Genomic DNA, 25,821 nt, shown 5'->3' on the forward strand with positions numbered 1-25,821 from the left:
TGTGCGCGGCCGTCGTGGCGGGCGCGCAGGGCCGCGCCTTCCCCTGTGGCCACCGTGCACACCTGCCGCCAGACTGGGGCCCATGACACGTGAGGTGGAGCAGGAGTACGACGTGGTGGTCCTGGGCGCGGGGCCCGTCGGCGAGAACGTGGTGGACCGGGCCAGGGCCGCCGGTCTGAGCGTGGCGGTCGTGGAGAGCGAACTCGTCGGCGGCGAGTGCTCGTACTGGGCCTGCATGCCGAGCAAGACCCTGCTGCGCCCGGCCATCGCCCGCTCGGACGCCCGCAAGGTCCCCGGCCTTCGGCAGCTGGTGCAGGGGCCGCTCGACGCGGCGGCGGTCCTGGCCCACCGCGACTACTACGTATCCGACTGGAAGGACGACGGCGCCGTCGGCTGGCTGGAGTCCACCGGAGCCCGCCTCTACCGTGGCCACGGCCGCCTCCACGGCCCGCGGAAGGTCGTCGTGGAAGGCCCCGAGGGGGATCGCCACCTTCTCTCGGCCCGCCACGCCGTCGCCGTCTGCACCGGCAGCCGCGCGGCGCTGCCGGAGCTGCCCGGCCTGACCGGGGCCCGGCCCTGGACGAGCCGCGAGGCGACCAGCTCGCATGCCGTTCCCGGCCACCTGATCGTGGTCGGCGGGGGAGTGGTCGCGGCGGAGATGGCGACCGCCTGGCAGGCGCTCGGCTCGCGGGTGACCGTCCTGGTGCGGGGCAAGGGGCTGCTGCCGCGCATGGAGTCCTTCGTCGGCGAGCACGTGGCGGACGCGCTCACCGAGGGCGGTGCCGACGTCCGTACCGGCGTCTCCGTCGCCGCGGTGGTACGGGACGGAGGCACCGGCCCGGTCACCGTCGTCCTGGAGGGCGGCGACCGGATCGAGGGCGACGAGGTCCTGTTCGCGACGGGCCGGAGCCCGCGCACCGACGACATCGGTCTGGAGACCGTCGGCCTGGAGCCCGGCTCCTGGCTCTCGGTGGACGACAGCCTCCGGGTCCGGGGAAGCGACTGGCTGTACGCCGTCGGGGACGTCAACCGGCGGGCCCTGATGACCCATCAGGGCAAGTACCAGGCGCGGATCGCCGGCGCGGCCATCGCCGCGCGCGCCGCCGACGGCTCCGCCGCGGAGACCGGCTCCTGGGGCGCGCACGCGGCCACCGCCGACCACGCGGCCGTACCCCAGGTCGTCTTCACCGACCCCGAGGCCGCGGCGGTCGGGCTCTCCCTCGCCGAGGCCGAGAGCGCCGGTCACCGGGTCCGCGCCGTGGACCTCGACCTCGCCTCGGTGGCGGGTGCCGGTCTGTACGCCGACGGCTACCGCGGCCACGCCCGGATGGTCGTCGACCTGGACCGCGAGATCGTCCTCGGCGTCACCTTCGTCGGGCCGGGCATCGGAGAGCTGCTCCACTCGGCCACCGTCGCCGTCGCGGGCGAGGTGCCGATCGCGCGCCTCTGGCACGCCGTTCCGGCGTATCCGACGCTGAGCGAGGCCTGGTTGCGGCTTCTCGAGGCGTACCGGGACGGTGCGACGACGGAATGAGTCCCGGTGCCCCCGACCTCACCAACGACTACGACGGCCACTGCGCGGTCTGCGGGGCCGTCGTGCCGGCGGGGACGGGGGTGCTGCGGCACGGCCACGGGCCCAGGGACGGTTGGGAGGTCTTCCATCCGGGGCATGTGCCTAAGGACGCTCCGCCGCCCCGGCAGGACCTTCCGGGCTGGCACCGCCGCCGCCTCATGGCGGTGGACATCGTGACCACCGGATACCGGGGGGCCGTGGATCGGATCCTCGCCGCGTCGGTGCGGACCAGCGACGGCGTGACCGGAGACTGGATCGTGGATCCCGGATCCGAACTCCGGTGCACGGACAGCGGCACGGGGCTCGGTGCCGCCGTGGAGCGGGCCCGCGCCGAAGGCGTCCCCGCTCCCCGCGCGCTCGACGAACTCGCGACCGTCCTCACCGATCACCTGGCCGCGAACGAGGTCCTGGTCGTCTGGTTCGCCCCCCACGTCCTGACCACCCTCCATGCCGAACTCCGGCGCCATGGCCTGGCCCCCCTCGCCGCACGTCTCCCGCACGGCGTGGCTCCCGTCTGCGACCCGCTCGTCCTGGACCGCCACGCCGACCGCTACCGCCCCGGCGGCCGCTCCCTGCGCGCCGTCACCGCGTGGTACGGCGTCCCGCACACCCACCCCGGGGACGCGGCCTCCGACGCCGAGGCGGCCCTCGCCCTCGCCCGGCTGATCGCGGACTCCTATCCCGCCGTCGCCAGGCTGTCCCGCCCCGCGCTCCACGCCGAACAGATCCGCTGGTACGCCGACCAGATGAGGCGTCGTCCCGACGCCCCCGCGTGGCCGTACACCGCCGTCGAGCCCCTGCCGTGGGGGGACCCGCCGGCCGCCGGCCCGGCGTAGCGTCCGCTCAGCCCCGCGGGATCAGCCGCGCGGCCGCGGCCCGTGCGGCGTCGATCGCCGGGCGCGAGTCGGGCCCGTGCTCCTGGCCGAGCACCACGCGGGTGCTCAGACCGTCGAGGAGCGCGAGGAGTTCGCAGGCGCGCTCGGTGACCTCGGCCGCGTCCATGGACGCGAAGCGGGACTGGGCCACGCCCTTGGCGAGCAGGGCCTCCAGATCCTCCTGCCAGCCCCGGTCCAGCTCCTGCTGTGCCTCGCGCAGCGTGTCGTTCCCCTGGGTGCGCGCCCAGAGTTCGATCCAGAGCATCCACCGGGGATCGCGCGGAGCCCGTGGCAGATAGAGCCGCAGGAACAGGTCGAGCTTGCGCTCCGCCGTCAGCCGCCGGCCGAGCAGCTCCCGTCGCTCCTCGGTGAGGGCCGCCTCGCTCCAGCGCAGCGCGGCTAGCAGCAGCAGGTCCTTGCTGCCGAAGTAGTACAGGATGTGGCCGCCGCTGGTCCCCAGGCGCTCGGCCAGTGCCGACATGGTGAGCGCCGCGAGACCGTTCTCGGCGATGGCCGCCATGGCCTCCTCGAGCATCCGCTCCTGGGTGATGTGCCCGTCGCGCCGTCGTGCTGACCCTGCCACCCGTGCCGCCTCCATCCCCGTGACCCGCCAGGTCACGACTTTAACCGCAGGTCTCGAAGGTCTTGACGGCGCCGCCACCTCTCCCACATCTTGAATGCTGTTCTAAGTTCTAGAACGGTATTCAAAGTCTGGGAGTGGACATGCTGCACCAGGAGAGAACGGCGGACGTCGGCCGCGACGAGGTCTTCCAGGTCGAGGGCCACGGCATCGACCCCATTCCGGACGCCGAGCGCCACGGCGGCGCCAAGGACCTGTTCTGGCTCTGGTTCGGCTCCAACCTCACCTTCACCTACGTGATCAACGGAGCCCTCGCCGTCGCCTTCGGCCTCTCCTTCTGGCAGGCCACCGCAGCCGTCGTGATCGGCGGCCTCTCCTTCTTCGCCATCAGCGCTGCCGGACTCAGCGGCGTCCGCACCGGCACCGCCACCCTCGTGATCTCCCGCGCGGCCTTCGGCGTACGCGGCAACTGGCCCGCCGGACTGCTCAACTGGGTCGTCAGCATCGGCTACACCATCGTCAACACGGTCGTCGGCACCCTCGCCCTCGAAGCCCTCTTCGCCCACCTCGGCTGGGCTACGGGCGGCCACACCGCACGCGCGATCGCCCTGCTCGTGACGCTCGCGATGACCTTCGCCGTGGCTCTGTGGGGTCATGCCACCGTCCAGTTCGCCGAACGCTGGATGGCCTACGCCCTCGCCCTCGGGTTCGCCGCCCTGCTGGTCTTCGTCCTGCCCGGCACCGACACCGCCGCCCCGGCCCAGGGACCCGGCGCCGCCGGCTGGAGCCTCGCCTTCGTCGTCGTGCTCGCGGGCCCTGTCTCGTACGTCCCGATGCCCGCCGACTACACCCGCTACCTCCCGCGCACCACCTCTCTCAAGGCCCTCACCTGGAGCGGCGGACTCGGCGGCTTCCTCTCCTCCGTCGCCCTCGGCGTCGCCGGAGTCGCCGCCGCGACCCAGGCCGACATGACCGACGCGGTCGCCGGAGCCGAAGGGCTGCTCCCGAGCTGGTTCCAGCCGCTCTTCCTCGCCCTGATCCTCGGCGGCTCGGTCACCAACTCGATCATCACGCTCTACTCCTCCAGCCTGAACCTCCAGGTGCTCGGCATCCCCTGGAGCCGCTCGCGCGCCATCGTGATCAGCGCCGCCGTCACCGCCCTCGGCTCCCTCGGCGCCCTCTTCCTCGCCGACTTCACGACCTCCCTGCTCGCCTTCCTCTCCCTTCTGATCATCGTCTTCGCCCCCTGGGGCGGGGTCTTCCTCGCCGACATGGTCCTGCGCCGCTGCACCTACGACTCCGACGCCCTTCACGCCGGCGAGCGCGGCGGCTACTGGTACCGCTCCGGATGGAACCCCGCCGGGATGACCGCCCTGCTCGCCGGCATGGTCTTCGCCGCCCTCACCTGCGACTCCGAACTCTGGACCGGCCCCCTCGTCGCCCCGCTCGGCGGCGCCGACCTCACCCTCCTCGGCGCCCTGGTATCCGCGCTCGTGTACGTCCTCCTCGCGCGCCGCACCGTCACCCCCGAAAAGCCGTAACACCTCTGACATGAACTGGAGTTCGCCCCCTCATGAGCAGCGCAACCCCCGCCGACCTCGTCCTCACCGGGGCCCGCATCCACACCGTCGACCCCCAGGTGCCCGAGGCCGAGGCGCTCGCCGTACGCGACGGACGCATCGTCTGGCTCGGCGCGGACACCGACGCCGCGCGCTGGACCGGCCCCGGCACCACGGTCCTCGACGCGGCCGGCCGCCTGGTCCTGCCCGGCTTCATCGACGCCCACAACCACGTACGCCTCGGCTCCGACGACGCCTGCGTCCAACTCGCCGGAGCCCGTACCCTCGACGCGATCCACGAGAGGATCGCCGCCTGGCGCGCCGCCCACCCCGAGGCCGCCTGGATCGAGGCCGAGGCGTTCGACTACTCGGCGATACCCGGCGGGCGCATGCCCACCGCCGCCGACCTCGACCCCGTCACCGGCGACACGCCCGCCCTCGTGCTCAGCTACGACGTGCACACCGCCTGGCTCAACACCGCCGCCCTGCGCGCGCTCGACGTCACCCGCGACCGCACCGACCTGCCGTTCGGCACCGCCGCCACCGACCCCGAGACGGGCGAACCGACCGGCTTCGTCAAGGACTTCGCGATCAAGGGGCTCTCCCGCGAGGGCCACCGCGCGCTGCGGGAGCTCGGTCTCCCGTGGGCCTCGCCGGACCGCCAGTACGGCCGGCTCGCACAGAGCCTGGACGATGCCGTCGCGTACGGCATCACCACCGTCGTCGAACCGCAGAACTCCCTGGACGACCTCTCCCTCTTCGAGCGCGCCCGCGCCGAGGGCCGGCTCCGTTCCCGGATCGTCGCCGCGCTCTTCCATCCGCGCGGCACGACCGACACCGAGCTGGACGAATTCGCCGCCGCCGCCCGCGCGTTCGCCGACGACCGGCTGCGCGTCGGACCGCTCAAGCTCTACATCGACGACGTCGTCGAGCCCCGCACGGCCGCGCTCCTGGAGCCGTACGCCGGCTGTGGCCGCCACCGCGGCGACACCTTCTACCCGCCGGAGGAGTTCGCCGAGCTGCTCACCGGGCTCGACGCGCGCGGCTTCCAGTGCTTCGTCCACGCCACCGGCGACCGCGGCATCCGTACGGTCCTCGACGCGGTCGCCCGTGCCCGCGCCGCCAACGGGCCGCGCGACGCCCGTCACCAGATCGTCCATGTCGAGTGCCTCGATCCGGCCGACACCCCGCGCTTCGCCGAACTCGGCGTCGTCGCCTGTATGCAGCCCCGCCACGCCGCGCCCGACGTCGCGGGCCCGGGCCAGGACTGGGCCGAGAACATCGGCCCCGACCGCTGGCACAAGGCGTGGCCGCTGCGCAGCCTCCACGCCGCAGGGGCCGTCCTCGCCCTCTCCAGCGACTGGAACGTCGCCGAGATGGACCCCATGGTCGGCATCTACACCGCCGTCACCCGCCGTCCGCTGCACGGCGGGGGAGAGCCCTGGACGCCTGAGGAGACGATCGACGTCGCGACCGCCGTCGAGGGCTACACCATGGGGTCCGCGTACGCCAACTTCCTGGAGGACGAGCGAGGTTCGCTGACCGTCGGCAAGCTCGCCGACTTCGTCGTCCTGTCCCGCGACATCCTCCGCGTCGACCCCGAGGAGATCCCGGGGACGGTGGCGGAGACCGTCGTGGTGGGCGGCGTCATCGTCCACACGCGCACGGGCGGCGGCGCGACGTAGGGCGACTGAGTTCCCGTGCCGGCGGCCTCGGACGGGCGGCTTCGGACCGGCGGCCTCGGACCGGGGGGGAAACGAGGGGGCCGGGGGGGGGGAGGGGGGGGGGGTGGGTTCTTGGGGCTGGTGCGCCCCCCCCCCCCCCCCACGGCCACCAGGCGGAGCGTGAACTCGCCCATGACCCCGATCAGGCCGAGCAGCGGCCACGGTGCGGCGAGCGGAAGTAGATAGGCCACCGCAGCGGCTGCCGCGGCTGCCGCCGGGAGTCCGATCGCGCGTTTCCAGGCCCGCTCGGAGAGCGCGAGCAGCACGCCGGCGGCAAGGGTCGCCGGAACGAACCACATGCCGCCGGGCGCCATGATGGTGATGCTCGCGGCCAGCAGGACGGCGACGGCCGTACGCGGGTCGAGCGACCGTCGTACGGCCGTCCTCCCCGGTGCGGCGGGGACGCTTCCGGGCGTGGTGCGGTGGCTCGGCCGCGTGGGGGCGCCGCTCACGCCAACCCGGCCTTGCGGAAGTGCTTGTCCAGGAGCCGCAGTCCCAGCACCCCGCCGATCAGGCCGAACACCAGCGTGGACACGTCGAAGGCGATCAGCACGCCCGGTGACAGCAGGTCGTCGAGCCGCGCCACGTAGTCGCCGTCCATCGACTCCATGTACGGGCTGGAGAGGAAGTCCTCGCGGGCGTAGAGCATCGGCAGGAACAGCCCGACGAACCAGGTGCTGAACACGGCGTAGCCCAGCACCGCGAGGTACCGCGAGCGGTACCGCCCCGCCCACAGCAGCACTTCGGCGACCAGGGCCGCCACCACGCCGACGAGGAGGGTGACGGGCGGGCTCCCGATCAGCAGCATGAATCCGGTGACGATGACGGCGAGCACGGTGACCATGCCGGCGTGTCTGACCCGGGTGAGGAAGAGCATGAAGGGCACTCCGGCCGCGACGATGCTGGCCGCACTCGTCACCAGGGTCATCACCGGGCTGATGAACTCGAGCAGGTTGAAGACGCCCACCGTCACGATGTAGAGGGCGCTGAAGACTCCGATGTTGATCAGGTCCTTGGGGCTCATCCGGACATCTATGCGGTGATCTGCGACGTCGACGGTCACGGTGTCCTGTCCTTGTCTCGGGGGGAAGGGGGCGAGGCGCCACCCCGCCACAAGGGGCCAAAAGCAGCCCCAGTACAAGTCAGTGCTGTCAGGGCGCTGAAGGCCCCAAGACCCCCCACTCCTCGGACGCGGCACGTGCCCGCGCCGTCAGGAGTTCGACGACCGCGTCGCGGTGCTCCTCCAGATAGAAGTGACCGCCCTCGAAGGTGCGCAGTTCGCACCCGCCGTCGGTCACCTCGCGCCATCCCTCGGCCTCCCAGTCGTGGATCTCGGGGTCGGCGTCGCCGTACAGCACGTCGACGGGGCAGCGCAGCGGGAGGCTGGGAACCGGTCGGTAGGTCTCGCTCAGCCGGTAGTCGGCCCGGATGATCGGCAGGAACGCCTGGACGAGTTCGGCGTTGTCGAGGATGTCGCGGTGCGTCGCGTCGGTGCGTCGCAGTTCCTCGACCAGTTCCTCGTCGGTGCCGAGATGGACCCGGCCGCGTCGGGTCAGTGCCGGGGCGGGGTGCCCCGACACGATCAGCCGCGTGGGAGGTTCGCCGGCCGCCGCGAGGCGGAGGGCGACCTCGTAGGCGACGACGGCGCCCATGCTGTGCCCGAACAGGACCGTCGGAAGCCGTGGGCCGTCGGCCGTCAGATCGGCCGCGAGCGCCTCGGCGACGCCGTGCAGGTCCGCCGGTATCGGATCGGAGTACCGGTCCTCCCGGCCGGCGTACTGCGCGGCGAGGAACTCGACGTCCCAGGGCGCCGCCGCGGCCCACGCGCGGTAGTAGCTCGCGCTGCCTCCGCCGTGGGGAAGGAGCAGCACCCGGGCCCGGGCGTACGGCCGCGGAGTGAGGCGGCGGAACGCGCCGAGGTGACGGTCGTGCGTCGCTGGATCGAACATGTCGGCTCAGTCCCTCGCTACCGGTGCCATGGAGATGTTCCAGAAGTTCGCGTAGCGGCCGCCTCGGCTGAGCAGCTCGTCGTGCGTCCCCTCCTCGACGACGTGGCCGCCGTCCAGGAAGACCACCCGGTCGGCGCGCTGGACGGTCCGCATCCGGTGCGCGACCATCACCACCGTGCGCCCGGCCATCAGTCGCTCGATGCCCTCGTGGACGGCCACCTCGTTCACCGGGTCGAGGGCGGAGGTGACCTCGTCGAGGAGGACGATGGGCGCGTTCTTCAGGAGGGCTCGGGCGATCGAGACGCGCTGGCGCTCGCCGCCCGAGAGCAGCGCGCCGCCCTCGCCGACGTCGGCGGCCCAGCCGTCGGGCAGCCGCTCGATCACCTCGTCGAGCCGGGCCGCCGTGGCCGCCGCCCGGACCTCGGCGTCGGTGGCGTCGGGACGGCCGAGGCGTACGTTCTCCTCGATCGTGCCGTCGAAGAGGTAGACGTTCTGGAAGACGATGGAGATCTGTGCCATCAGGACCTCGGGGTCGACGTCCCGTACGTCGACCCCGCCGACGCGCACCACGCCCGCGTCCACGTCGTAGAACCGCGCGATCAGCTGCAGCAGCGTGCTCTTGCCGGCACCGGACGGTCCGACGACGGCGAGGCGTTGGCCCTGCGGTACGGACAGCGAGGCGTTGTCGATCACCGTGCGGTCGCCCCGCCGGAAGACGACGGAGTCGAACTCCAGGTCGTGGCGCACCGGCAGGATCGGTTCGGCGGCCTCGGGCAGCGGCTCGGTGCGCAGGACGGTGTCGAGCCTGGCCAGGACGGACCGGGCACCGCGCAGCTTGCCGCCGATGTCCGTCAGCGACAGCAGCGGGTCGGCGCAGCGCGCCGCGAGGACCAGGATCGTGAGGATCTCGGCCACGCCGATGTCCCCGTCGAGCGCGAGGTAGGCGCCGAGCACCAGTACGGCGGTGAAGACGGCCTGGACCGTGAGTGTCAGACCCACCGCGCCGGGCAGCGCCGAGAAGGTGGAGCGGCGGGACGCGCGCTCGACGTCCCGCAGCGCGTCGTCGAGGAGCCGGAAGCGTTCGGTGGTCCGGCCGCCCGCACGCAGCACCGGCTGGGCCTGGAGGAACTCGATGACCCGGCCGGTGGCCTCGTGGTCGCGTTCCTCGCGCTCGACGTCCTCGGCGGCCGAGGAGCGTCCGGTCCAGATCTGGATCGCCGCCACGATCGGCACGCCGACGAGCGCGGCGAGGCCGAGCTGCCAGCTGTAGGCGAGCATGACGGCGACGATCGTCAGCGGGGTGACGGAGGCGGAGATGAAGGGGGCCAGCAGGTGTGCGATGACGCTCATCGCGTCCAGGACGCCGCGGCTGGCCAGGACGGAGACCTCGCCGAGGCGGCTCCCGCCGAACCAGCCGATGGGCAGCCGGGCCAGATGGTCGCCGAGGCGGTGGTACATGCCGCGGAGCAGCGCGGTGCCGACGTGGAAGCCGGACAGGTCGCTGATGTAGCGCAGCGCGGCGTAGACCGCGATCGTGACGCCGAAGGCCGTCAGCCAGGGCCAGGCGTCCTCGGGGGTGTCCCCGAACAGCTCCCGCAGGACGGGGACGACCAGCGCGTAGGACAGGCCCTCGACCACGGAGGTCAGCGTCATCAGCGCCACGGTGCGCCGCAGGGGCTGGGCGTACTCGCGGCCCAGCACGCGCAACAGCATTCGAATCATCGGGACTCGTCTCCTCGCAGTGCGCGACCGTCGGCTTCGGCGTCATCGGCGACCGATGGGTGGGACTGCCAGAACGCGGCGAACCTTCCTCCCGCGGACAGGAGTTCGGCCGGCCTGCCGCGCTCGACGATCCGGCCCTCCTCCAGCATCACCACCGTGTCGGCGTCGGCGATCGTCTCCAGGCGGTGGGCGATGACCAGGACGGTCCGCTCGCCCCCCAGCGTCCCGAGGGCGGCGCGTACGGCCTGTTCGGTCTGCGGGTCGGCGAAGGCGGTCGCCTCGTCGAGCACCAGGACGGGCGTGTCCGCGAGCAGGGCGCGGGCCACGGCGATCCGCTGGGACTCGCCACCGGACAGACCGGCGTCCTCACCGATCACGGAGTCGTATCCGCGGGGCAGTTCGAGAACGCGGTCGTGGATGTTCGCCAGCCGGGCCGCGCGTACGACGTCCTCACGGTCGGCGTGCGGGACGGCCAGCGCGATGTTGTCGGCGATCGAGGCGCGCAGCAGCCGGACGTCCTGGAAGACGAAGGAGACCGTCTGGTAGAGCTCCCGGCTGCCGAGTTCGCGCAGGTCCACACCGCCGAGGACGACCGAGCCGTGGTTCGGGTCGAAGAACCGTGGCAGCAGCTGGACCAGTGTGGACTTTCCGCTTCCGGACGGCCCGACGACGGCGGTGACCGTCCCGGGTTCCAGCACGAGGTCGATCCCGCGGAGCACCTCGCGGTCCTCCTCGTAACCGAACCGGACGTCGCGGAGTTCCACGCGGTGCCCCTGGGGCAGGACCGGGTGGGCCGGCTCGGGCAGCGCCTCCACCGTCAGCACGTCCTTGATACGGCCGATGGCGCGCCCCGCGGTCTGCATCTCGTCGAAGCCGTGGCCGAGGGCCGCGACGGGCGCGGTCAGGCCGAGTCCGAGCAGCAGGAAGGGCAGCAGGTCGGCCGGGGCCAGGTCGCCGCCGGTGATGCGGATCGTTCCGCCGATCAGCACGACCAGCAGCACGAAGGGCGGCGAGAGGACGAGCTGCATCCCGGCGGCGATCTTGGAGATGCCGTGCACCCACCGGTTGAAGGTGTCGACGAAGGCGTCCGCGGAGCTGAGGAACGTGCGGTGGGCGCGCTTGGACCCGCCGAACGCCTTGACCACCGAGATGCCCTGGACGAACTCGATGACGGAGCTGGAGATCTGTGCCATGGCCCCGTCGAACTCCTCCTGTTCGCGCACCCGGGTGGGCGTCATCATCAGGGGGACCAGCGCGATGGCGAGGAAGACGGGCATCAGGGTGATCAGTGTGAGCTGCCAGTCGATGGTGAACAGGTAGATCAGCGAGGCCAGCGGGACGACGAAGGCGGAGACCAGTTCGCCGGGAGTGTGGGCGATGACCGGGTGCACGGCACCGACGTCCTCCCCGACCACCTTGGCGAGTTCACCGGTCCGGCGCCGCGAGAACCAGCCGATGGGCACGCGCCCCAGCTGCGCGGCCAGCTGCCGACGGAACGTCAACTGGACCTTGCCGTCGAGGATGTGTCCGATGCCGGAGGACGCGGCCGTGAACACCAGCCGTACGAAGAGGCCCACCGCGCCGAAGATCACGACCGTCCACACGTGATCGCGGTCGCCCGGTCCGGGCTCCAGCAGGGTGCGCCCCAGCTCCACGACCGCGAGCAGCGGCGCCAGGCCCGCGAGGGCGCCGATCACCTGCAGGACGACGACGGTCGCGAAACTCCAGATATGGGGGCGCACAAGCCGTCCCATACTCTGCTGTGCCCCTGAATCGGTACCCGATAACGGCGCGGACCGCTCGCTCACCGCAGCAGAGTCAATCGCGTTCATTGGACTCCTCATTGTGTTTTGAAACGCGTTCCGATATCACTGTAGCGCGACCGGACACGGTGAGCAGCACGGCTACGGCCTAGAGATCCGCGGCCGTCAACGGGCTTCCGAGTTCGGGGGTCGCCACCTCCGGATATCCCAGAACCTCCGTCAGTTCCTGCCAGGTTCGGGCCACGGCGAGATGCCGCTGACCGCCCCGCATCGGGTCGGCGCCCGCGTCGATCCGCTCGCGCAGCAGCTCCAGGGCGGTCAGCACCCCGTCACCCCACACGTCGTGCATCGCCGACCTCCAGGTGGGCGTCTCGGCCGGCCCCACGTAGTCGCCGGTGACGGCGAGGCCGTCCGGCCACAGCTCCTCCGGGTCGTCCCGGCCGGGGAGACGCTCCCCCGTCGAGCCGGAGAGCGTGCGCAGCACCGGACTCCAGATGACCGGGCCGTGGGTGTTGGCCAGCATCAGGTTGCCCGCGTCGGTGCCGACGGTGATCCGGTGCAGAAGCAGGCTGGTGCTGTCGTCCCCCGCCTGCATCCGGTTCTCCACGCGGAGCGTCAGCGGAACCCCGGCGATCCGGCCCTCCAGACCGGCCAAGGGGCGACCGGCGGCCGTTCCGGCGGAGGAGATCGACCACGGCCGCAGTCCGTCGAAGATCTCGGCCAGCACGTCGAGCAGGTCGAACGAGACCTGCACGGCGCACATGGCGTCGACGAACACCGGCCGGCGCAGCCGGACCAGGCGGCGCGCGGAGGCGATGAACCGCCGGACCGGCTCCACATGGGGATAGAAGGTGTTCACCATGTACTGGACACCCGCCTTGCGCGCCGTCCGCAGGCAGTCCGCCAACTCGTCCGGATGCAGGGGATGTTCCTGGAGGACGTGCACCCCGCGGTCGAGCAGGGCCCGGGACAGCTCGACGCCCCGTCCGCCGCCGACCGCGGTCGACACCACGACGCACGCCGCGTCGACGTCGTCGGGGAGCTCCTCGACCGCGCCGTACAGCGGGACGCCGTACTCCTCGGCGAGGGCCACCGACCGTTCGCTGCCCCGTGCCACGATGCCCGCGAGCTGGAAGCGTTCGGGCGCGGCGTGCGCGAGGGCCGAGAGGTACACCTGGCCGAAGCGCGTGCCGCAGACCACGACCCGCATCGGTCCGGTCGTCGCGCGCGTCATCGGCGCTCCGCCTCTCGCGCCGCGATCGTGTCCGCGATGTCCGCGACACACGGCGGCCGAAGGGAGCCGAGCTGGTCGCCGGGGACGTCGATCACCGTCACATCGCCCAGGCACGCCTCGCGCCAGAAGTCGGCCGTGTCGTCCTGCGGGCCGGGGAGCAGGGGCGCGTGCGGGGCCGGACGCAGGAGCGTCAGGTCTCCCGCGTACAGCTCCGGTTCGTACCGGGCCGCCGCCTCGACCATCCGCGCGAACACGGCGTGCATCGCCGCGATCCGCCCGGGGTCACCCAGGGCCTGGTGGGATCCGGCGAGGGAGCGATGCAGCTCGGTCCGTCGCTCGGTGGCGTCCCGCTCCCCGAGGGCGCGGAACCGCTCGGCGATCTCCATCAGTTCCTGGTCGCCCGTCAGCCGGGCGAGAGCGCCCTGTGCCACCGCGGCCGGCGAACCGGCCGTCGCGGCGGCGATCGCCCGGCCCACCGCCGCCTCGTCCGCGGGCCAGCCGTGGGCGCCCGGGTCGGTGCCCGTCGCCCGGGTGAAGGCGTAGTCCACCAGGAGCTCGTCCTGCAGCAGGTACGGGAGGCGGTGACCCGGGACGACGGTCAGCCGGCGCACCGTCACGTCGGCCTCGCTCAGGGCACGGGCCAGTTCCAGCGCGATCGGGCCACCGAGGCCGTGGCCGATGATCTCGACCTCCTCGTGTCCGGCGGCCCGCACCTCGCGGGCGTAGCCGACGGCCAGCTCCTCGATGAGGTCCGCGGCGTCGAGGGCGGGCTCGCCCTCGGGCGGCACGAGCCCCACCAGCGTGCCGTCCGTGACGAGTCCGTCGATCAGCGCCTGGTACGCGGTCGGCGTTCCCGTTCCGTCGTGCACGAGCAGCCGGACCGGTCCGTCCCCCGGGCCGCCCAGCGGTACCAGGGAGGAGTGCCGGGCCCCGGTCGCCTCCACGGCCGGTTCCGGCGTCCCGGCGTTCTCCAGCCACCGGGCGAGGCCGGCGACCGTCGGCGTGTCCAGGAGGACGCGCAGCAGCACGTCGAAGGGGGTCCGGTCGGCCTCGGGGACGCGCTCGCGGACCCGGCCGACGAACTGCGCCGCCAGCAGCGAGTTGCCGCCCGCATCGAAGAACCCCAGGTCGCGGCCGGGCAGATCGCCGCCGAGGACCTCCACCCACAGCTCGGCGATCCGGCCTTCGAGACCCGGCCGCGGCGGCTTCGACCGCTCGGCACGCGGCGCACCGGGTGCGGGTGCGGGTGCGGGCGCCGAGTCGAGGAGTCGCTTGCGGTCGACCTTTCCGTTCGGGGTCAGCGGCAGCCCGTCGACGACGCGCACCCGCGCGGGGACCATGTGCCCCGGCAGCCGGTCGGCCACCCAGCCGACGAGCTCCGCGGGGTCGACGGGCTCGGGCCCCTGGCGGGGTATGACGAAGGCCATCAGCGCCCGCTCGAACGCGTCGCTTCCGGCGGCGAGCACCACACAGGTGCCCACCCTCGAGTGCTCTCCGAGCACCGCCTCGATCTCGCCGAGCTCGATCCGGTGACCGCGGATCTTGACCTGGTGGTCCGCGCGACCGAGGAACTCGATCTCGCCGTTCGGCAGGTAGCGGCCGAGGTCGCCGGTCCGGTAGAGCCGCTCCCCCGTCTCCGGGTGCGCGAAGAAGCGCTCGCCGGTCCGCTCGGGGTCGCCGAGATAGCCCCGCGCCAGACCGACGCCCGCGATGAACAGCTCGCCGGTGACCAGGTCGGGCCGGTCGCGCAGCGCGGCGTCGAGCACGTGGAAACGCTGGTTCGCCAGCGGAGTTCCGTACGGAATGCTGCGCCAGTGCGGTGCGACGGTCGTGATCCGGTGGTGGATCGACCAGATCGCCGCCTCCGTCGCACCGCCCAGGCTGACCAGCTCGGTCCCGGGCAGATGCCGTCCGGCATGGCCGGGCAGCGAGAGCGGGATCCAGTCGCCGGACAGCAGAGCGAGCCGCAGGGAGCCGAGTTCGGCGGGCTCGACGTCCAGGTAGTGCATCAGCATCTGCAGCTGAGCGGGGACCGAGTTCCACAGCGTGACCCGGTGCTCGGCGACCGTCCGCGCCCAGTGCGAGGGGTCTCCGCGACGGGCCGGATCCGGCAGTACGAGGGTGGCGCCGACGGCCGTCGGGCCGAACAGGTCGTACACCGAGAGGTCGAAGCTCAGGGCCGCGAGCCCCAGGACCCGGTCGGAGTCGTCGACGCCGAAACGCCGGTTGATGTCGTGGACGGTGTTGGCGGCGGCGAGATGAGTGATCATCACCCCCTTGGGCAGGCCGGTCGAGCCCGAGGTGTGCATGACGTACGCGAGGTCCCCGGGCGTCACTGCGCGGTCGTCGGGCACCTCGGCCGGCGGGACCTCGCGTACGCCGGTCACGTCGACGCCCTCGACACCGGGCGGCAGCACGCCGGTCGAGGTGCCCGCGACGACGGCGAGCCGTGTGCCGCTGGCGGTGAGGATCCCGTCGCGGCGGCTCGCGGGCTGCCCGAGGTCGACGGGGACGTACACACCGCCCGCGAGCAGGACGCCCAGCACCCCGACGGCCTGGTCCCGGCACTTGTCGATCAGTACACCGACGAAGTCGCCCGGGCGGCACCCCGCGGCCCGCAGGCGTTCGGCCACTCCGGCGGCGCGCCCGAGCCACTGGCCGTAGGTGAGCGATCCGCCTCCGTCGACGACGGCGATCCGGTCGGGGTGCGTGCGGGCGTAGGCGACGAGCGGTTCGTGGAGCAGGCACTCCGGCGTCGGCGCCTCCGTGGCGTTCACCGTGCTCCGCAGGGCGCGCTGCCGGTCGGGCAGCGGCTGCGGATCGACCGCGCCCCAGGGTTCGTCGTGCTCGGCCAGTCGGCGCAGGAGCCCCTCGAACGCGGCGAACATGTCCTCGACGAGACCGTCGGGGAAGACGCCCTCGCGGACGTCCCAGTTCATGTCCAGTCGGCCGCCGAAGGGATCGCCGACCTGGCAGTCGATCCACACCTGCGGGGTCTGGCTGATGCCGTACACCGGCCGCGGGTCGCGACCGGCCGGCGAGGCGGGCGGGCTCCCGACCCCGATGCTTCCGGTGAACACGACGGGGAGCACCGCCGCGTCACGGCCGCGGCGCCGGGCGAGCTCGCGCAACACCTCCACACCGCTGTAGAGCCGGTGGTCGAGGTCGTCGAAGACCCGCTCGCCCAGGGCGCGGGCCCGCTCGGTCAGGCTCGTCCGGCCTTCGTTCTCCACCGCGAGCAGGCTGAGTGAGGTGAAGTCGCCCAGCAGCCGGTCCACGTGCGGGTGCAGCGGCATCCGGTTGAGCACCGGCAGCCCCAGGGAGAAGCGTTCGACGCTGCTCCAGCGGCCGATGGTCTCGGCGTACGCCGCGAGCACCGCGTTGGCCGGGGTGATGCCGCGCTCGGTGGCGCGCGCCTTCAGCGACTGCCACACCCGGCTCTCCAGCGTCGCGGTCAGACGGCGGAAGCGGGGCGGTGTCGTCGCCGGGTCGTGGTCGTCGCGCAGCGGCAGCACCGGGGCGCCGGGCAGCTCGTCGATGCGCCGCGACCAGTACGCGCGGTCGCGTGCGTACCGCTCGGTGTCGCGCAGGCGGCGCTCGGACAGCACGTAGTCCCGGAAGGTGGCGTCCACCGGCGGCAGTTCGTGGTCCGGCCGCGCGTACCGGTGGTCCAGCTCGGACAGCACCTGCTGCAGGCTGATCCAGTCCAGGGCCATGAAGTCCACCGACACGTGCAACACACTGCGGTCGGCGGCCAGGGTCAGACGCAGCTCGTACATCGGGCGGACGCCCGTGGGGTGCACCCGGTGGGACAGCTCGTCCCGCACCCCGGCGATCGCCTTGTCGACCGTGTCGTCGGGCGCGCCACGCAGATCGGCGACCTCGACGGCGGTCCCGGCCGGCTCGGGCAGGACACGCTGGGTGCCGTCCTCGTGGATGACCGTACGCAGGGTGTCGTGGCGGCGGACGAGTCCGTCCCACGCCTGCCGGAACCGGTCCGGGTCCAGGTCGGCCGGGTAGGCGAACTCCAGGTAGATGTGGCAGGAGACGCCGCCGTAGTCGAAGGCCGCGCTACGGCCGAAGAGGTACGCCGACTGGATGTCCGTCAGCGGGAAGGGTTCCTCCCGCTCCTCGGGCCGGGCCTCCCACACCGGAGCGTCGCCCTGCCCGGCCCGCGGCGGCTCCGCGGTGTCGGGCACGATCGCCAGCAGCTCCGCCTTGCGGCTGCGCAGTTCGGCGAGGCGCCGGTCGGTCATGGCGCCGCGGGGGGCGCGGAAGCGCAGCTGGTCCCCGTCCCGCCAGAGGCGGATCCCGGCGCCGCGAAACTCGTCGAGCAGTTCGTTGGCGTTCACACCGCACCCTCTTCGCAGTCGTCACCGTCGTCCCGGCCGTCGGCCGGCCGCTCGCCGCCGGCGGCGGCCAGCTCGTCGATCAGCGCGCTCAGCCCCGCGACCGTCGGGGTGCGCATCACCTCGCGCATGGGCAGTTCGACGCCCCGCGCCTCCCGGATCTCGGCGACGAAGCGGGTCGCGAGCAGGCTGTCGCCACCGAGCAGGAAGAAGTTCTCGTCCCGGCCGACCGAGTCCGCGCCGAGGAGCTTCGTCCACCGTTCGGCGACGAACAGCTCGGTGTCGCCCCGCGGCGGATCGCCCATGTCCCGGGCCCGCTCGACGGAGTTCTCCAGGGCGGTGTGGATCCGCCGCCGGTCCACCTTTCCGTTGGCGCTGAGCGGCAGGTCGGGCAGGACGACGAGGTGGGCGGGCACCATGTGGTCGGGCAGCCGGTCCGCCGCCCAGGCGCGCACCTGCTCCACGTCGATCCCCCCGGCCGTCGCGGGCCGGTCCGCACTGAGCAGGATCTCCCCGGTGGCCTCGGCGCGCAGGACGCGGACGTCGCCGAGCCCGGCCGCGGCGCAGGCCCGGGTCCACCGCTCGGGACCGTACAACCAGGCGCGCTCGGGCCGGCCCTCGTCGAACCTGCCCGCGCGTGCCTCCAGCGGCAGGGCGGCCACGAGGGCGAGCGGCGTCGGGTGGGCGCGTTCGAGCAGGTAGAGGCGTCCGCCGGGCGCGAGCAGCAGGGCCATGGTGGCCACGGCCGTCTCCGGGTCCGGCATCCGGTGCAGCACGTTGTTGGCGACGACGGCGTCGTACGCGTGGACGTGCCGACCGGCGATCGCGGCGGCGCCCTGCACCGCGGTGCGCACCTGCCGTCCCCCCTCGCTCAGCAGCGCCTCGGCCTTGGCCAGCGCCGGCTTGGAGGAACCGAGCAGGGTGTACTCGGCCACGTCCGCCTGGAGTTGCGCCAGGAGCCGCGCGGCGCCGAGGCCGCCGGCCACGTCCCACTCGGCGACGGCGACCGGCGCCGCGTCCGCGCCGCGGGCCCCGAGGTCGCGGGCGACATCGGCGAGGCACTCCGCCGCCCCCGGCATCAGATCGTTGAGGGCTTCCGGAGCGAGGACCGGATCGTCCAGCAGCGCGACGGCGTCGGCGTCGCCGGAGACGATGGCCGCGAGGAGCGGCCCGGCCCATTCCAGCGCCGTCGCGACGGCTTCGAGAGGCGTGCCGTGGGTGGCTTCGCGCGTCTGCTCGGCCCACCGCGCGTCCGTGACCTCGCCCCACCGGGGCCCCTGCTCGTAGGTCGCGTCGGCGCGGCGCACCAGCACGGAGCGCTGCGTCAGATACTCCCGCCAGATGTCCACGACCGGACGCCATCGGGCGTGGACGGCGACGCCGCGCGCCGTGCCGCCGGACCCGGTCAGGGGTGCGACGACGCCGGCGAGCAGGGTCTCCACGAGCCGGTGCTCGTGGAGCCGCAGGGTGGTCTCCGCCGCGGCGTCGGTCGTGGGCGGCAGGAACGCGTGGTCCGGGCCCTCGCCGTCGTGGCCGGTCTCCTCGGCGCCCCGCTCCTGGGCCGCCGTCCGCTCGACGACGGCGGCGACCAGTTCGCGGCGTCCTTCGAGGAACGGTACGGCGACGGCCTGGGCGACCGTGGGATGGGCCTGGAGGCAGGTCTCGATCTCGCCCAGTTCGACGCGGAACCCGTTGATCTTCACCTGGTGGTCGAGACGCCCCAGGAACTCCAGGTTCCCGTCCGGCCGGTAGCGGCCGAGGTCGCCGGTGCGGTACCAGCGCTCGCCGTCCACGTGGGGGAAGCGTGCCGCGGTCAGCTCCGGGTCGCCCCGATACCCGAGGGCGACACCGCTGCCGCCGATCCACAGCTCGCCGGGCACCCAGTCGGGGCAGTCCCAACCACGGCCGTCCACCACTCGGAACTTCTGGTTCCGCAGCGGCTTCCCGTACGGGATCGACCGCCAGCCGTCCGGCACCGTGGCGGCCTCGTAGGCGTTCGACCAGATCGCGGCCTCCGTGGCGCCGCCGAGCGCGGTCAGCCGGCATCGGCCGCCCGAGGCGTGGGCCAGCCGGTCGGGCAGGTCGAGCCCGATCCAGTCGCCGGAGAGCAGGGCCTGACGCATCGTCTCCGGCAGCGGGGAGCCGTCGGCCGCGGTCAGGAGCATGTCGAGCAGCGCCGGGACGGTGTTCCAGACGCTCACCCCGTGCCGGCGGCACAGGGCCAGCCACTCGTTGGCGTCACGCCGGCCGGACTCCGGGACCAGGACGGCGGCGCCGCCCACCCCGAGGAATCCGAAGACGTCCCAGACCGAGAGGTCGAAGTCCAGGGCGGACACCGCGAGAACCCGGTCGTCGGCCCCGACCTGGAACCGTTCGTTGACGTCCTCGATCGTGTTGACCGCGGCGCGGTGGCTGACCTCCACTCCCTTGGGAAGGCCCGTCGAGCCCGAGGTGAAGATGACGTACGCGGTGTCGTCGGGGTCCACGCCCACCGGTGCGTCGAGGGGCGGCGCGAGCATCGCCTCGTCGATCGCCAGCACCTCGGCACCGGTACCGTCCGGGTCCAGGGCTCCGCCGCCGTCGAGGATCACCCGGGCACCGCTGAGTTCGAGGATGCGGGCGCGCCGCTCGGCGGGCTGGTCCACGCCGATGGGCACGTACGCTCCACCGGCGGCGAGGACGCCGAGCACCGCCGCGATCTGCTGCGGACCCTTCGGGGCGACCACGGCGACGTACGAGCCGGGGCCGACACCGTGCCGCCGCAGCGCGCCCGCGACGCCCAGGGCGCGCCGGGCCAGGTCGTCGTGTGTCATCTCGTCCGTGTCGCCCCAGAGCAGGGCGGGGCGCCCCGCTCGTTCGGCGGCCCCCGCGAAGAACGCGGAGTGCAGGAGGTTCTCGCTCAGCGGGCGGGTCGCCGCGTTGACCAGCTCCCGCCGCCGCCGCTGCGCCGCGGGCAGGGGGATCTCCGGCAGCGCGGTGTCCCACCCGCCGGCCAGCAGGCCGCGAACCAGCTCGTCGTAGGCGGAGAGCATCGCGTCGAGCACGCCGTCCGGGAAGAGCTCCTCGACGGCGTCCCACACCAGCAGCACCCCGCCGTCGCGGGTGCGGTACGTCTGGTGGTCGAGCCAGATCTGCGGGGTCTGGGAGATCATCCATGTCGCTTCGCCGAAACGGGCCTCGAAGGCGTCCGGCACCAGCGGCGCGGAGAGGTCGCACGCGAAGACGACCGGCGCCGTGCGCGGCGCGTCGGGATCGGTGCGGACGAGGTCACGCAGCACGTCGACGCCGGAGTAGGCGGCGTGGCCGATGTCCTCGTGCATCCGCTTCTGCAGCGTGCGGGCGCAGTCGGCGAAGCTCTCACCGGTGAGGTCGGCCTCGACGAGCACCAGGCCCGTGAAGTCGGCGACGATCCGGTCGATCTCCGGGTGGGCGTCGAGGTCTCGGTGGAAGAGCGGAAGGTTCATGAGGAAGCGGTCGTCCCCGCTCCACCGTCCCAGGACCATGGCGAAGGCCGTGGCCAGCACCACCGAGGGCGTCAGGCCGGCTTCGCCCGCCCAGCGCTCCATGCGGCGCCACTCCTCGGCCGTGAGCGCGCGCGAGCGCCGGACGAACTTCGGTACGGCGACGGCCTCGGCGTCGACTGCCTGAGGCAGTTTCGGGCCACCCGGCAGCGAGGGAAGCCGCTGCTGCCAGTACGCGCGGGCCCGTTCGCGTTCCGTGGAACGCAGCCGCTCCTGGTCGGCGAGGTACCGGCCGAAGGTGTAGGTGAGGGGGTCGAGGCCGTCGGGGTCGTCGTAGAGGACGGCCAGGTCGGCGAGGAGCACCCGGATGCTGGCCAGGTCGGCGGCGAGGAGGTCGACGTTGAAGTGGAGCCGGTCCATCCCGCCCGGCAGCCGGGTCACATGGACGTCCAGGACCTCGCCCAGGTCGACCCGCAGGCGTCGGTGCGACAGCCTTTCACGCAGGGCCAGTGCCGCGGCCGTCGCCTTCTCGTCGTCGAGCTCGCGGACGTCCTGGACGGTCACGCCCGGCCACGGGGACTCCCGCTCGATGCGCTGGGTGGCGTCGCCGGCGAACGACGCGCGCAGCATGGGGTGGCGCTCGATCAGGGCGAGTACGGCGTTCTCCAGGCGCTCGACGTCCACCTGCGTGGCGTCGAACTCCAGGTAGGCGTGGCAGCTGACGCCGCCGAGCGGCTGGTCGTCGGCGCGGCCGATCAGATACGCCTGCTGCACCGCCGTGAGCGAGAAGGGCCGGTCCTCGCGGTCGTCGTACTCCGGGGCGGGGGCCGGCGACGGCGCGGCCGGCGCGCCCCCGGTGCCGGGAGCGAGCAGGTCGAACCAGGCCAGCAGCCGGGGATCGTCGGAGAGCTGCGTGAACGTGATCTCCGTACCGGCCCGGCTGAGCCTCCCCGCGAGACGCATCATCTCAAGGGACTGCAGACCGAGTTCGAAGAGGCTGCTGTCGTCGTCCGCGGGGGTCAGTTCGATGCCGAGCAGCTCGGACACCATGCCGCGCAGGGTGTCGCGATCCATCCCGGCCACCGTGGCGACAGGAGCCCCCGCGCCGAGGTCCACACTGTCCGATGACATTCCAAGCTCCCTTGCACACTGTCGACTCCGCGGCGTCTTGCTGCACTGCTGGTTCCGGGGACGGAGGAACGTACGGCCCGGCGGTGGTGTCAGGACGGCCTGGCCTCGTCGGCTCCCTTGGCCTCCGCCACGGTCCGGGCCAGTTCGCCCAGGGTCTTGGCCTCGAAGATGGCCCGCATCGGCACGATCACACCGAGTTCCTTGCGGATCCTGCTGGCCAGCTTCGCGGCGAGCACCGAGTGACCGCCCAGATCGAAGAAGTTGTCCTCCGGGTTCGCCTCGCCGACCTTCAGCGTCTCCCGCACCATGGCGAACACGAGCTCGTCGCCGGACCTCGCGGTCTCCGTGCCGGAGGTGGCGGAAGAGGCCGTGGCGGCCGCGCCGGCCGTGGAACGCCGTGCCCGCTCGGCGAGCGCCTTGCGGTCGAGCTTCCCGTTCAGGAGCGTGGGGAAGAGGTCGAGCGTCTCGACGTTCGACGGGACCATGTGCTCGGGAAGCGCGCGGCGCGTGTGCTCGCGCAGCTCCGTCACCGAGACCTCGTGACGCGCCGAGGTCTTGACGTAGGCGACGATGTGCTCGGTCGAGACGTCCTCCCCGCCGACGACCGCCACGGCGATCTCCACCGCCGGGTGTGCTTCCAGACGGGCCTCGATCTCGCCGAGTTCGATGCGGAAGCCGCGGACCTTGACCTGGTGGTCGACGCGGCCGGTGAAGTAGAACTGGCCGTCCGGCCCGCGCCGTCCGCTGTCGCCCGACCGGTACATCCGGCTTCCGGGAGGACCGAACGGATCGGCGACGAACCGGCTCGCGGTCAGGCCCGGACGGTTCAGGTATCCGCGGGCGACTCCCGATCCGGCCAGGAACAGCTCGCCCTCCCGGCCGTCGTGGAGGTCCTGGAGGCTGTCGTCGAGGACGTAGACCGCGCCGCCGTCCCACGGGGTGCCGACGGTCACCTCGTCCTGGAGGCCTTCGATCGGTCCGCCGATCGAGGCGCCGACGGTCACCTCGGTCGGACCGTAGGCGTTGTAGAGGCCCCGGCCCTTGGACCACTCCTCGGCCAGGGCCCTGGTACAGACGTCGCCAGTCGAGGTGATCGTGCCGTCGACCAGCAGCCCCTCGCTCTCGGTGATCCCCAGGGCCACCGGCGGCAGCACCGCGTGGTTCACCTCGTGCCTGAGCATGGTCTCGCGCAGCGACTCGCCCGGCATCAGCTCGTGCTGCTCGGCCATGACGAGGGCGGCACCCTGCAGCAGGGCCAGCGTGAAGTCCCAGAACCAGGCGTCGAAACTGAACGACGCCCACTGCAGGATCCGGTCGCCGGTGCCGACGCCGTACAGCCTGGCCTGTGTGGTGACAAGGTCGGCCACTCCGGCGTGGCTGACGGCGACGCCCTTGGGCACGCCGGTCGACCCTGAGGTGTAGATGACGTACATCAGATGGGCCGGGGTCAGCGGTGCCAGGCGCTCGTCCTGGGCGATGTCCTCGGAGGGCTCCCCGGCGCAGTCCGCTTCGAAGGAGGGCTCGTCCAGGACGACTTCGCGGACGCCGAGCTCCAGCGAGCTGACGCTCTCCGTGCGCAGCAGCAGGACGGGACGGGCGTCCACGACCATGTGCGAGAGCCGCTCGGCCGGATAGGTCGGGTCCAGCGGCAGATACGCTCCGCCGGCCTTCAGGACGGCGAGGACCGCGACGATCAGGCGGGTCGAGCGTGGCACGGCGATCGCGACCAGGCAATCCGGTCCCACGCCCGCCGATATCAGGCGTCTGGCGAGCCGGTTCGCCCTCGCGTTCAACTCCGCGTAGTCGACGACGGAATCCCCGAAAATCACAGCTGGAGCGTCACTCGACCTTGCAACCACGGATTCGAAATGCTCCGAAACAGTATTCAACTCCGCTCCGCCTCCGACAGAGAGTCGAGCACGATTAACGGTCACCACGATGGCATGGCACCGTGTCGCTCGGACAAGCCGTGAAAGAACTCTTTCCTCGGACCCCGCGGGACCTCGGGCCGCCACATAATGACGTGGTGCCCGGCAACGCTGCCCAGTTGCCCGACCGTGCTGACCGAAGGCGCACACGGTACGAGTTCGTCACGGAGAGAGGGAATCAAAGTGACCGATGACGTGACCTATCAGGACTACCTTGAACTGGATACCTTGCTGTCCCTCCAGAAGCCCCGCACCGCCGGCTCCGCGGCCCTGAAGTCCACTGTTCTGTCGGAACAGTTCTTCATCGTCGCGCACCAGGCGAGCGAGCTGTGGCTCCGGCAGACGATCGCCGACCTGGAAGCCGTCATCGATGTGTTCACGACGACCGACGACACCTCCGACGCGGAGTGGATCGTCGATCTCCTGCACCGTTCGGCGGGCCTCGTCCATGTGCTGCACACCCAGCTGGTCGCTCTCGACCGCCTGCCACTGACCGACTTCGCCCTGTTCCGGGAGTTCCTCGGGACCGCGAGCGGCGCACAGTCGGAGCAGTTCCACCGGCTGGCGAAGCTCATCGGTCACTCGAAGCAGGACGGTCCGCTCTACGAGTCGTTCGCCGCGTGGGTCGCCAGGTCGGGTCACACGGTGGCCGACCTCGCACGGTCGGGCATCGAGGCGGGCGTCCACTACCGGATCATCGAGGCTCTGCTGGAACTGGGGAACGGCTACTTCCGATGGCAGGTCGGTCATGTCGGCCTGGTCACGAAGATCATGGGCAGCCATGCCGGAACCGGCGGCACCTCGGGCGCCGAGTACCTGCTCGGCCGATGCCATCTCCCCTTCGCGGAACTCCGCGAGCTGCGCAGCCAGGCGCACGTCGGGCTCAGCGTCGCGACGCCCTGACCACCCGGGCGGGGCCGGCACCCGGTCCTAGACCGGTTCCAGGACGAACCCGCGCCCCCATACGTTGCGTACCGCGAGGCCGACCAGTTGGAGGCGCCGGCGCAACCGCATCACGTGCAGATCAAGCGCGTTGCTGGACGAGCTGGAACCGGAATGTTCCAGGATCTCCCGTAGTTCGGTCCGGTAGATGATCTGGCAGTACCGGGCCACCAGCGGCGCCAGCATCTCGCACTGTGTCAGGGAGAGTGTGACGGACAGGTCCTTGAAGTAGAGGATGCCCGCCGGGTCGAGGACCGGCTGCGACTTGAGGACGGCCCGGGCTGCCAGCTGACGCACTCGGGCCTGGAGATCCTCCTGCACGATCGGGGGACGCACCCAGTCCTCGTAGAAACTCAGCTGGTCCGGCGGAGGCGCGCCGTGCTCGACCACGAGCAGACACAGGTGCCCTCTGACCTTGCACTGCTCGCGCATGTCCCGCTCGGCGGGCCATCGGACGAACTTGACCCGGCTTTTCACATCTGTCGTCACAGGTATCCCCCAGAACCCTTTGCCATTGACATCCGGACCAGGTGCGCTTTCGTACGACCGATCAGGCCGGCACGTCCTCGTGCTCGGCCTGCACGTGTCGCAGGCTTTTCGGGCGCATGTCCGTCCAGACCCGGTCGATATGGTCGACGACCTTTTCCCGGGACTCGGGGCCGTACTCCACGCGCCAGCCTTCGGGTACGGCGGTGCCGTGCGGCCAGAGCGAATACTGCTCCTCGTCGTTGCACAGCGCGAGATATTCCCGGCTGTCGTCCTCGAAGGCGTTGGACATGGCGTACGACCCCTCAGTGGAAGGAAGGACTTTCGGGCTCTCCGTCCGCAATTCCGCGGGCGATTGAGACGCTAACAGCGGGAGATCGCGACGGGCCAGGTTCGCACCGCATCGCCCACTGTGCGTTCCTCATGCGGGAAGCGGAGGAATGAAGCACGTGACGTACCGGGGGCGGGGGGGGGGGGGGCGGGGGGGCGAAAAAAAGTGGCGACCGGGGAAAAAAACGGGCCGGTCCGTGGGGGGGGATACGGAC

The 25,821-nt window shown here is 72.2% G+C and carries 16 protein-coding genes; 5 read left to right on the top strand and 11 right to left on the bottom strand.

Annotated features, from left to right (window positions below; all coding sequences use genetic code 11):
* The first annotated feature begins 82 nt into the window (after positions 1–82).
* Both ACFUJR_RS08410 and ACFUJR_RS08415 read left to right on the top strand, forming a co-directional pair.
* Entirely contained in the window at positions 83–1,534 is a 1,452-nt protein-coding gene (locus ACFUJR_RS08410) for a dihydrolipoyl dehydrogenase family protein (protein ID WP_383171882.1), read from the top strand.
* The gene (locus ACFUJR_RS08415; protein WP_383171884.1) at positions 1,531–2,409 is read left to right on the top strand and encodes a 3'-5' exonuclease; all 879 of its coding nucleotides are present in this window, start codon (positions 1,531–1,533) and stop codon (positions 2,407–2,409) included. The genes ACFUJR_RS08410 and ACFUJR_RS08415 overlap by 4 nt, the downstream gene beginning before the upstream one ends.
* Positions 2,410–2,416: 7 nt before the next feature.
* Here the strand turns inward: ACFUJR_RS08415 and ACFUJR_RS08420 are convergent, their stop codons facing one another.
* A complete protein-coding gene (locus ACFUJR_RS08420) occupies positions 2,417–3,031 on the bottom strand; it encodes a TetR/AcrR family transcriptional regulator (protein ID WP_383171886.1) in 615 nt (204 codons plus the stop codon).
* Positions 3,032–3,171: 140 nt separating this feature from the next.
* Between ACFUJR_RS08420 and ACFUJR_RS08425 the strand changes: the two genes are divergently transcribed.
* Together ACFUJR_RS08425 and ACFUJR_RS08430 are read left to right on the top strand one after the other, a co-directional pair.
* A complete protein-coding gene (locus ACFUJR_RS08425) occupies positions 3,172–4,569 on the top strand; it encodes a purine-cytosine permease family protein (RefSeq protein WP_383171888.1) in 1,398 nt (465 codons plus the stop codon).
* A gap of 32 nt (positions 4,570–4,601) precedes the next feature.
* Entirely contained in the window at positions 4,602–6,272 is a 1,671-nt protein-coding gene (locus tag ACFUJR_RS08430; protein ID WP_383171889.1) for an amidohydrolase, read from the top strand.
* 487 nt (positions 6,273–6,759) lie between these two features.
* Here ACFUJR_RS08430 and ACFUJR_RS08435 read toward each other — a convergent pair whose 3' ends face one another.
* From ACFUJR_RS08435 to ACFUJR_RS08470, 8 genes are all read right to left on the bottom strand, one after another.
* Positions 6,760–7,374, bottom strand: a complete 615-nt coding sequence (locus ACFUJR_RS08435; RefSeq protein WP_383172283.1) for an MptD family putative ECF transporter S component — start codon at positions 7,372–7,374, stop codon at positions 6,760–6,762.
* 88 nt (positions 7,375–7,462) lie between these two features.
* On the bottom strand, positions 7,463–8,260 hold the full coding sequence (locus ACFUJR_RS08440) for a thioesterase II family protein (protein WP_383450278.1): 798 nt from the start codon (positions 8,258–8,260) through the stop codon (positions 7,463–7,465).
* A 6-nt stretch (positions 8,261–8,266) separates the two neighbouring features.
* Positions 8,267–9,982, bottom strand: a complete 1,716-nt coding sequence (locus ACFUJR_RS08445; RefSeq protein ID WP_383172279.1) for an ABC transporter ATP-binding protein — start codon at positions 9,980–9,982, stop codon at positions 8,267–8,269.
* Positions 9,979–11,814, bottom strand: coding sequence for an ABC transporter ATP-binding protein (locus ACFUJR_RS08450; RefSeq protein WP_383172277.1), 1,836 nt, complete (start codon positions 11,812–11,814; stop codon positions 9,979–9,981). The genes ACFUJR_RS08445 and ACFUJR_RS08450 overlap by 4 nt, the downstream gene beginning before the upstream one ends.
* Positions 11,815–11,893: 79 nt before the next feature.
* Positions 11,894–12,979 (bottom strand): Gfo/Idh/MocA family oxidoreductase, encoded by a 1,086-nt coding sequence (locus ACFUJR_RS08455; protein ID WP_383172275.1) that lies wholly within the window; start codon positions 12,977–12,979, stop codon positions 11,894–11,896.
* Positions 12,976–17,331 carry an amino acid adenylation domain-containing protein gene (locus ACFUJR_RS08460; protein ID WP_383172274.1) on the bottom strand — a complete coding sequence of 1,452 codons (4,356 nt, stop codon included), beginning with the start codon at positions 17,329–17,331 and terminating at the stop codon, positions 12,976–12,978. The genes ACFUJR_RS08455 and ACFUJR_RS08460 overlap by 4 nt, the downstream gene beginning before the upstream one ends.
* The gene (locus ACFUJR_RS08465; RefSeq protein ID WP_383450280.1) at positions 17,328–21,920 is read right to left on the bottom strand and encodes an amino acid adenylation domain-containing protein; all 4,593 of its coding nucleotides are present in this window, start codon (positions 21,918–21,920) and stop codon (positions 17,328–17,330) included. The genes ACFUJR_RS08460 and ACFUJR_RS08465 overlap by 4 nt, the downstream gene beginning before the upstream one ends.
* Before the next feature lie 89 nt (positions 21,921–22,009).
* Positions 22,010–23,998: a non-ribosomal peptide synthetase gene (locus ACFUJR_RS08470; protein ID WP_383450282.1), complete on the bottom strand. Its 1,989-nt coding sequence runs from the start codon at positions 23,996–23,998 to the stop codon at positions 22,010–22,012.
* A gap of 33 nt (positions 23,999–24,031) precedes the next feature.
* On the opposite strand from ACFUJR_RS08470, the gene ACFUJR_RS08475 reads away from it, so the two are divergent.
* Positions 24,032–24,751, top strand: coding sequence for a tryptophan 2,3-dioxygenase family protein (locus ACFUJR_RS08475; RefSeq protein WP_383172269.1), 720 nt, complete (start codon positions 24,032–24,034; stop codon positions 24,749–24,751).
* A gap of 27 nt (positions 24,752–24,778) precedes the next feature.
* On the opposite strand, the gene ACFUJR_RS08480 is transcribed toward ACFUJR_RS08475, so the two are convergent.
* Both ACFUJR_RS08480 and ACFUJR_RS08485 read right to left on the bottom strand, forming a co-directional pair.
* Positions 24,779–25,279, bottom strand: coding sequence for a winged helix-turn-helix domain-containing protein (locus ACFUJR_RS08480; RefSeq protein ID WP_383172267.1), 501 nt, complete (start codon positions 25,277–25,279; stop codon positions 24,779–24,781).
* A 61-nt stretch (positions 25,280–25,340) separates the two neighbouring features.
* Entirely contained in the window at positions 25,341–25,568 is a 228-nt protein-coding gene (locus ACFUJR_RS08485; RefSeq protein WP_383172265.1) for an MbtH family protein, read from the bottom strand.
* Between the last annotated feature and the right edge of the window lie 253 nt (positions 25,569–25,821).

The sequence above is a fragment of the Streptomyces sp. NPDC057271 genome, from assembly GCF_042668715.1.
Classification (GTDB): domain Bacteria; phylum Actinomycetota; class Actinomycetes; order Streptomycetales; family Streptomycetaceae; genus Streptomyces.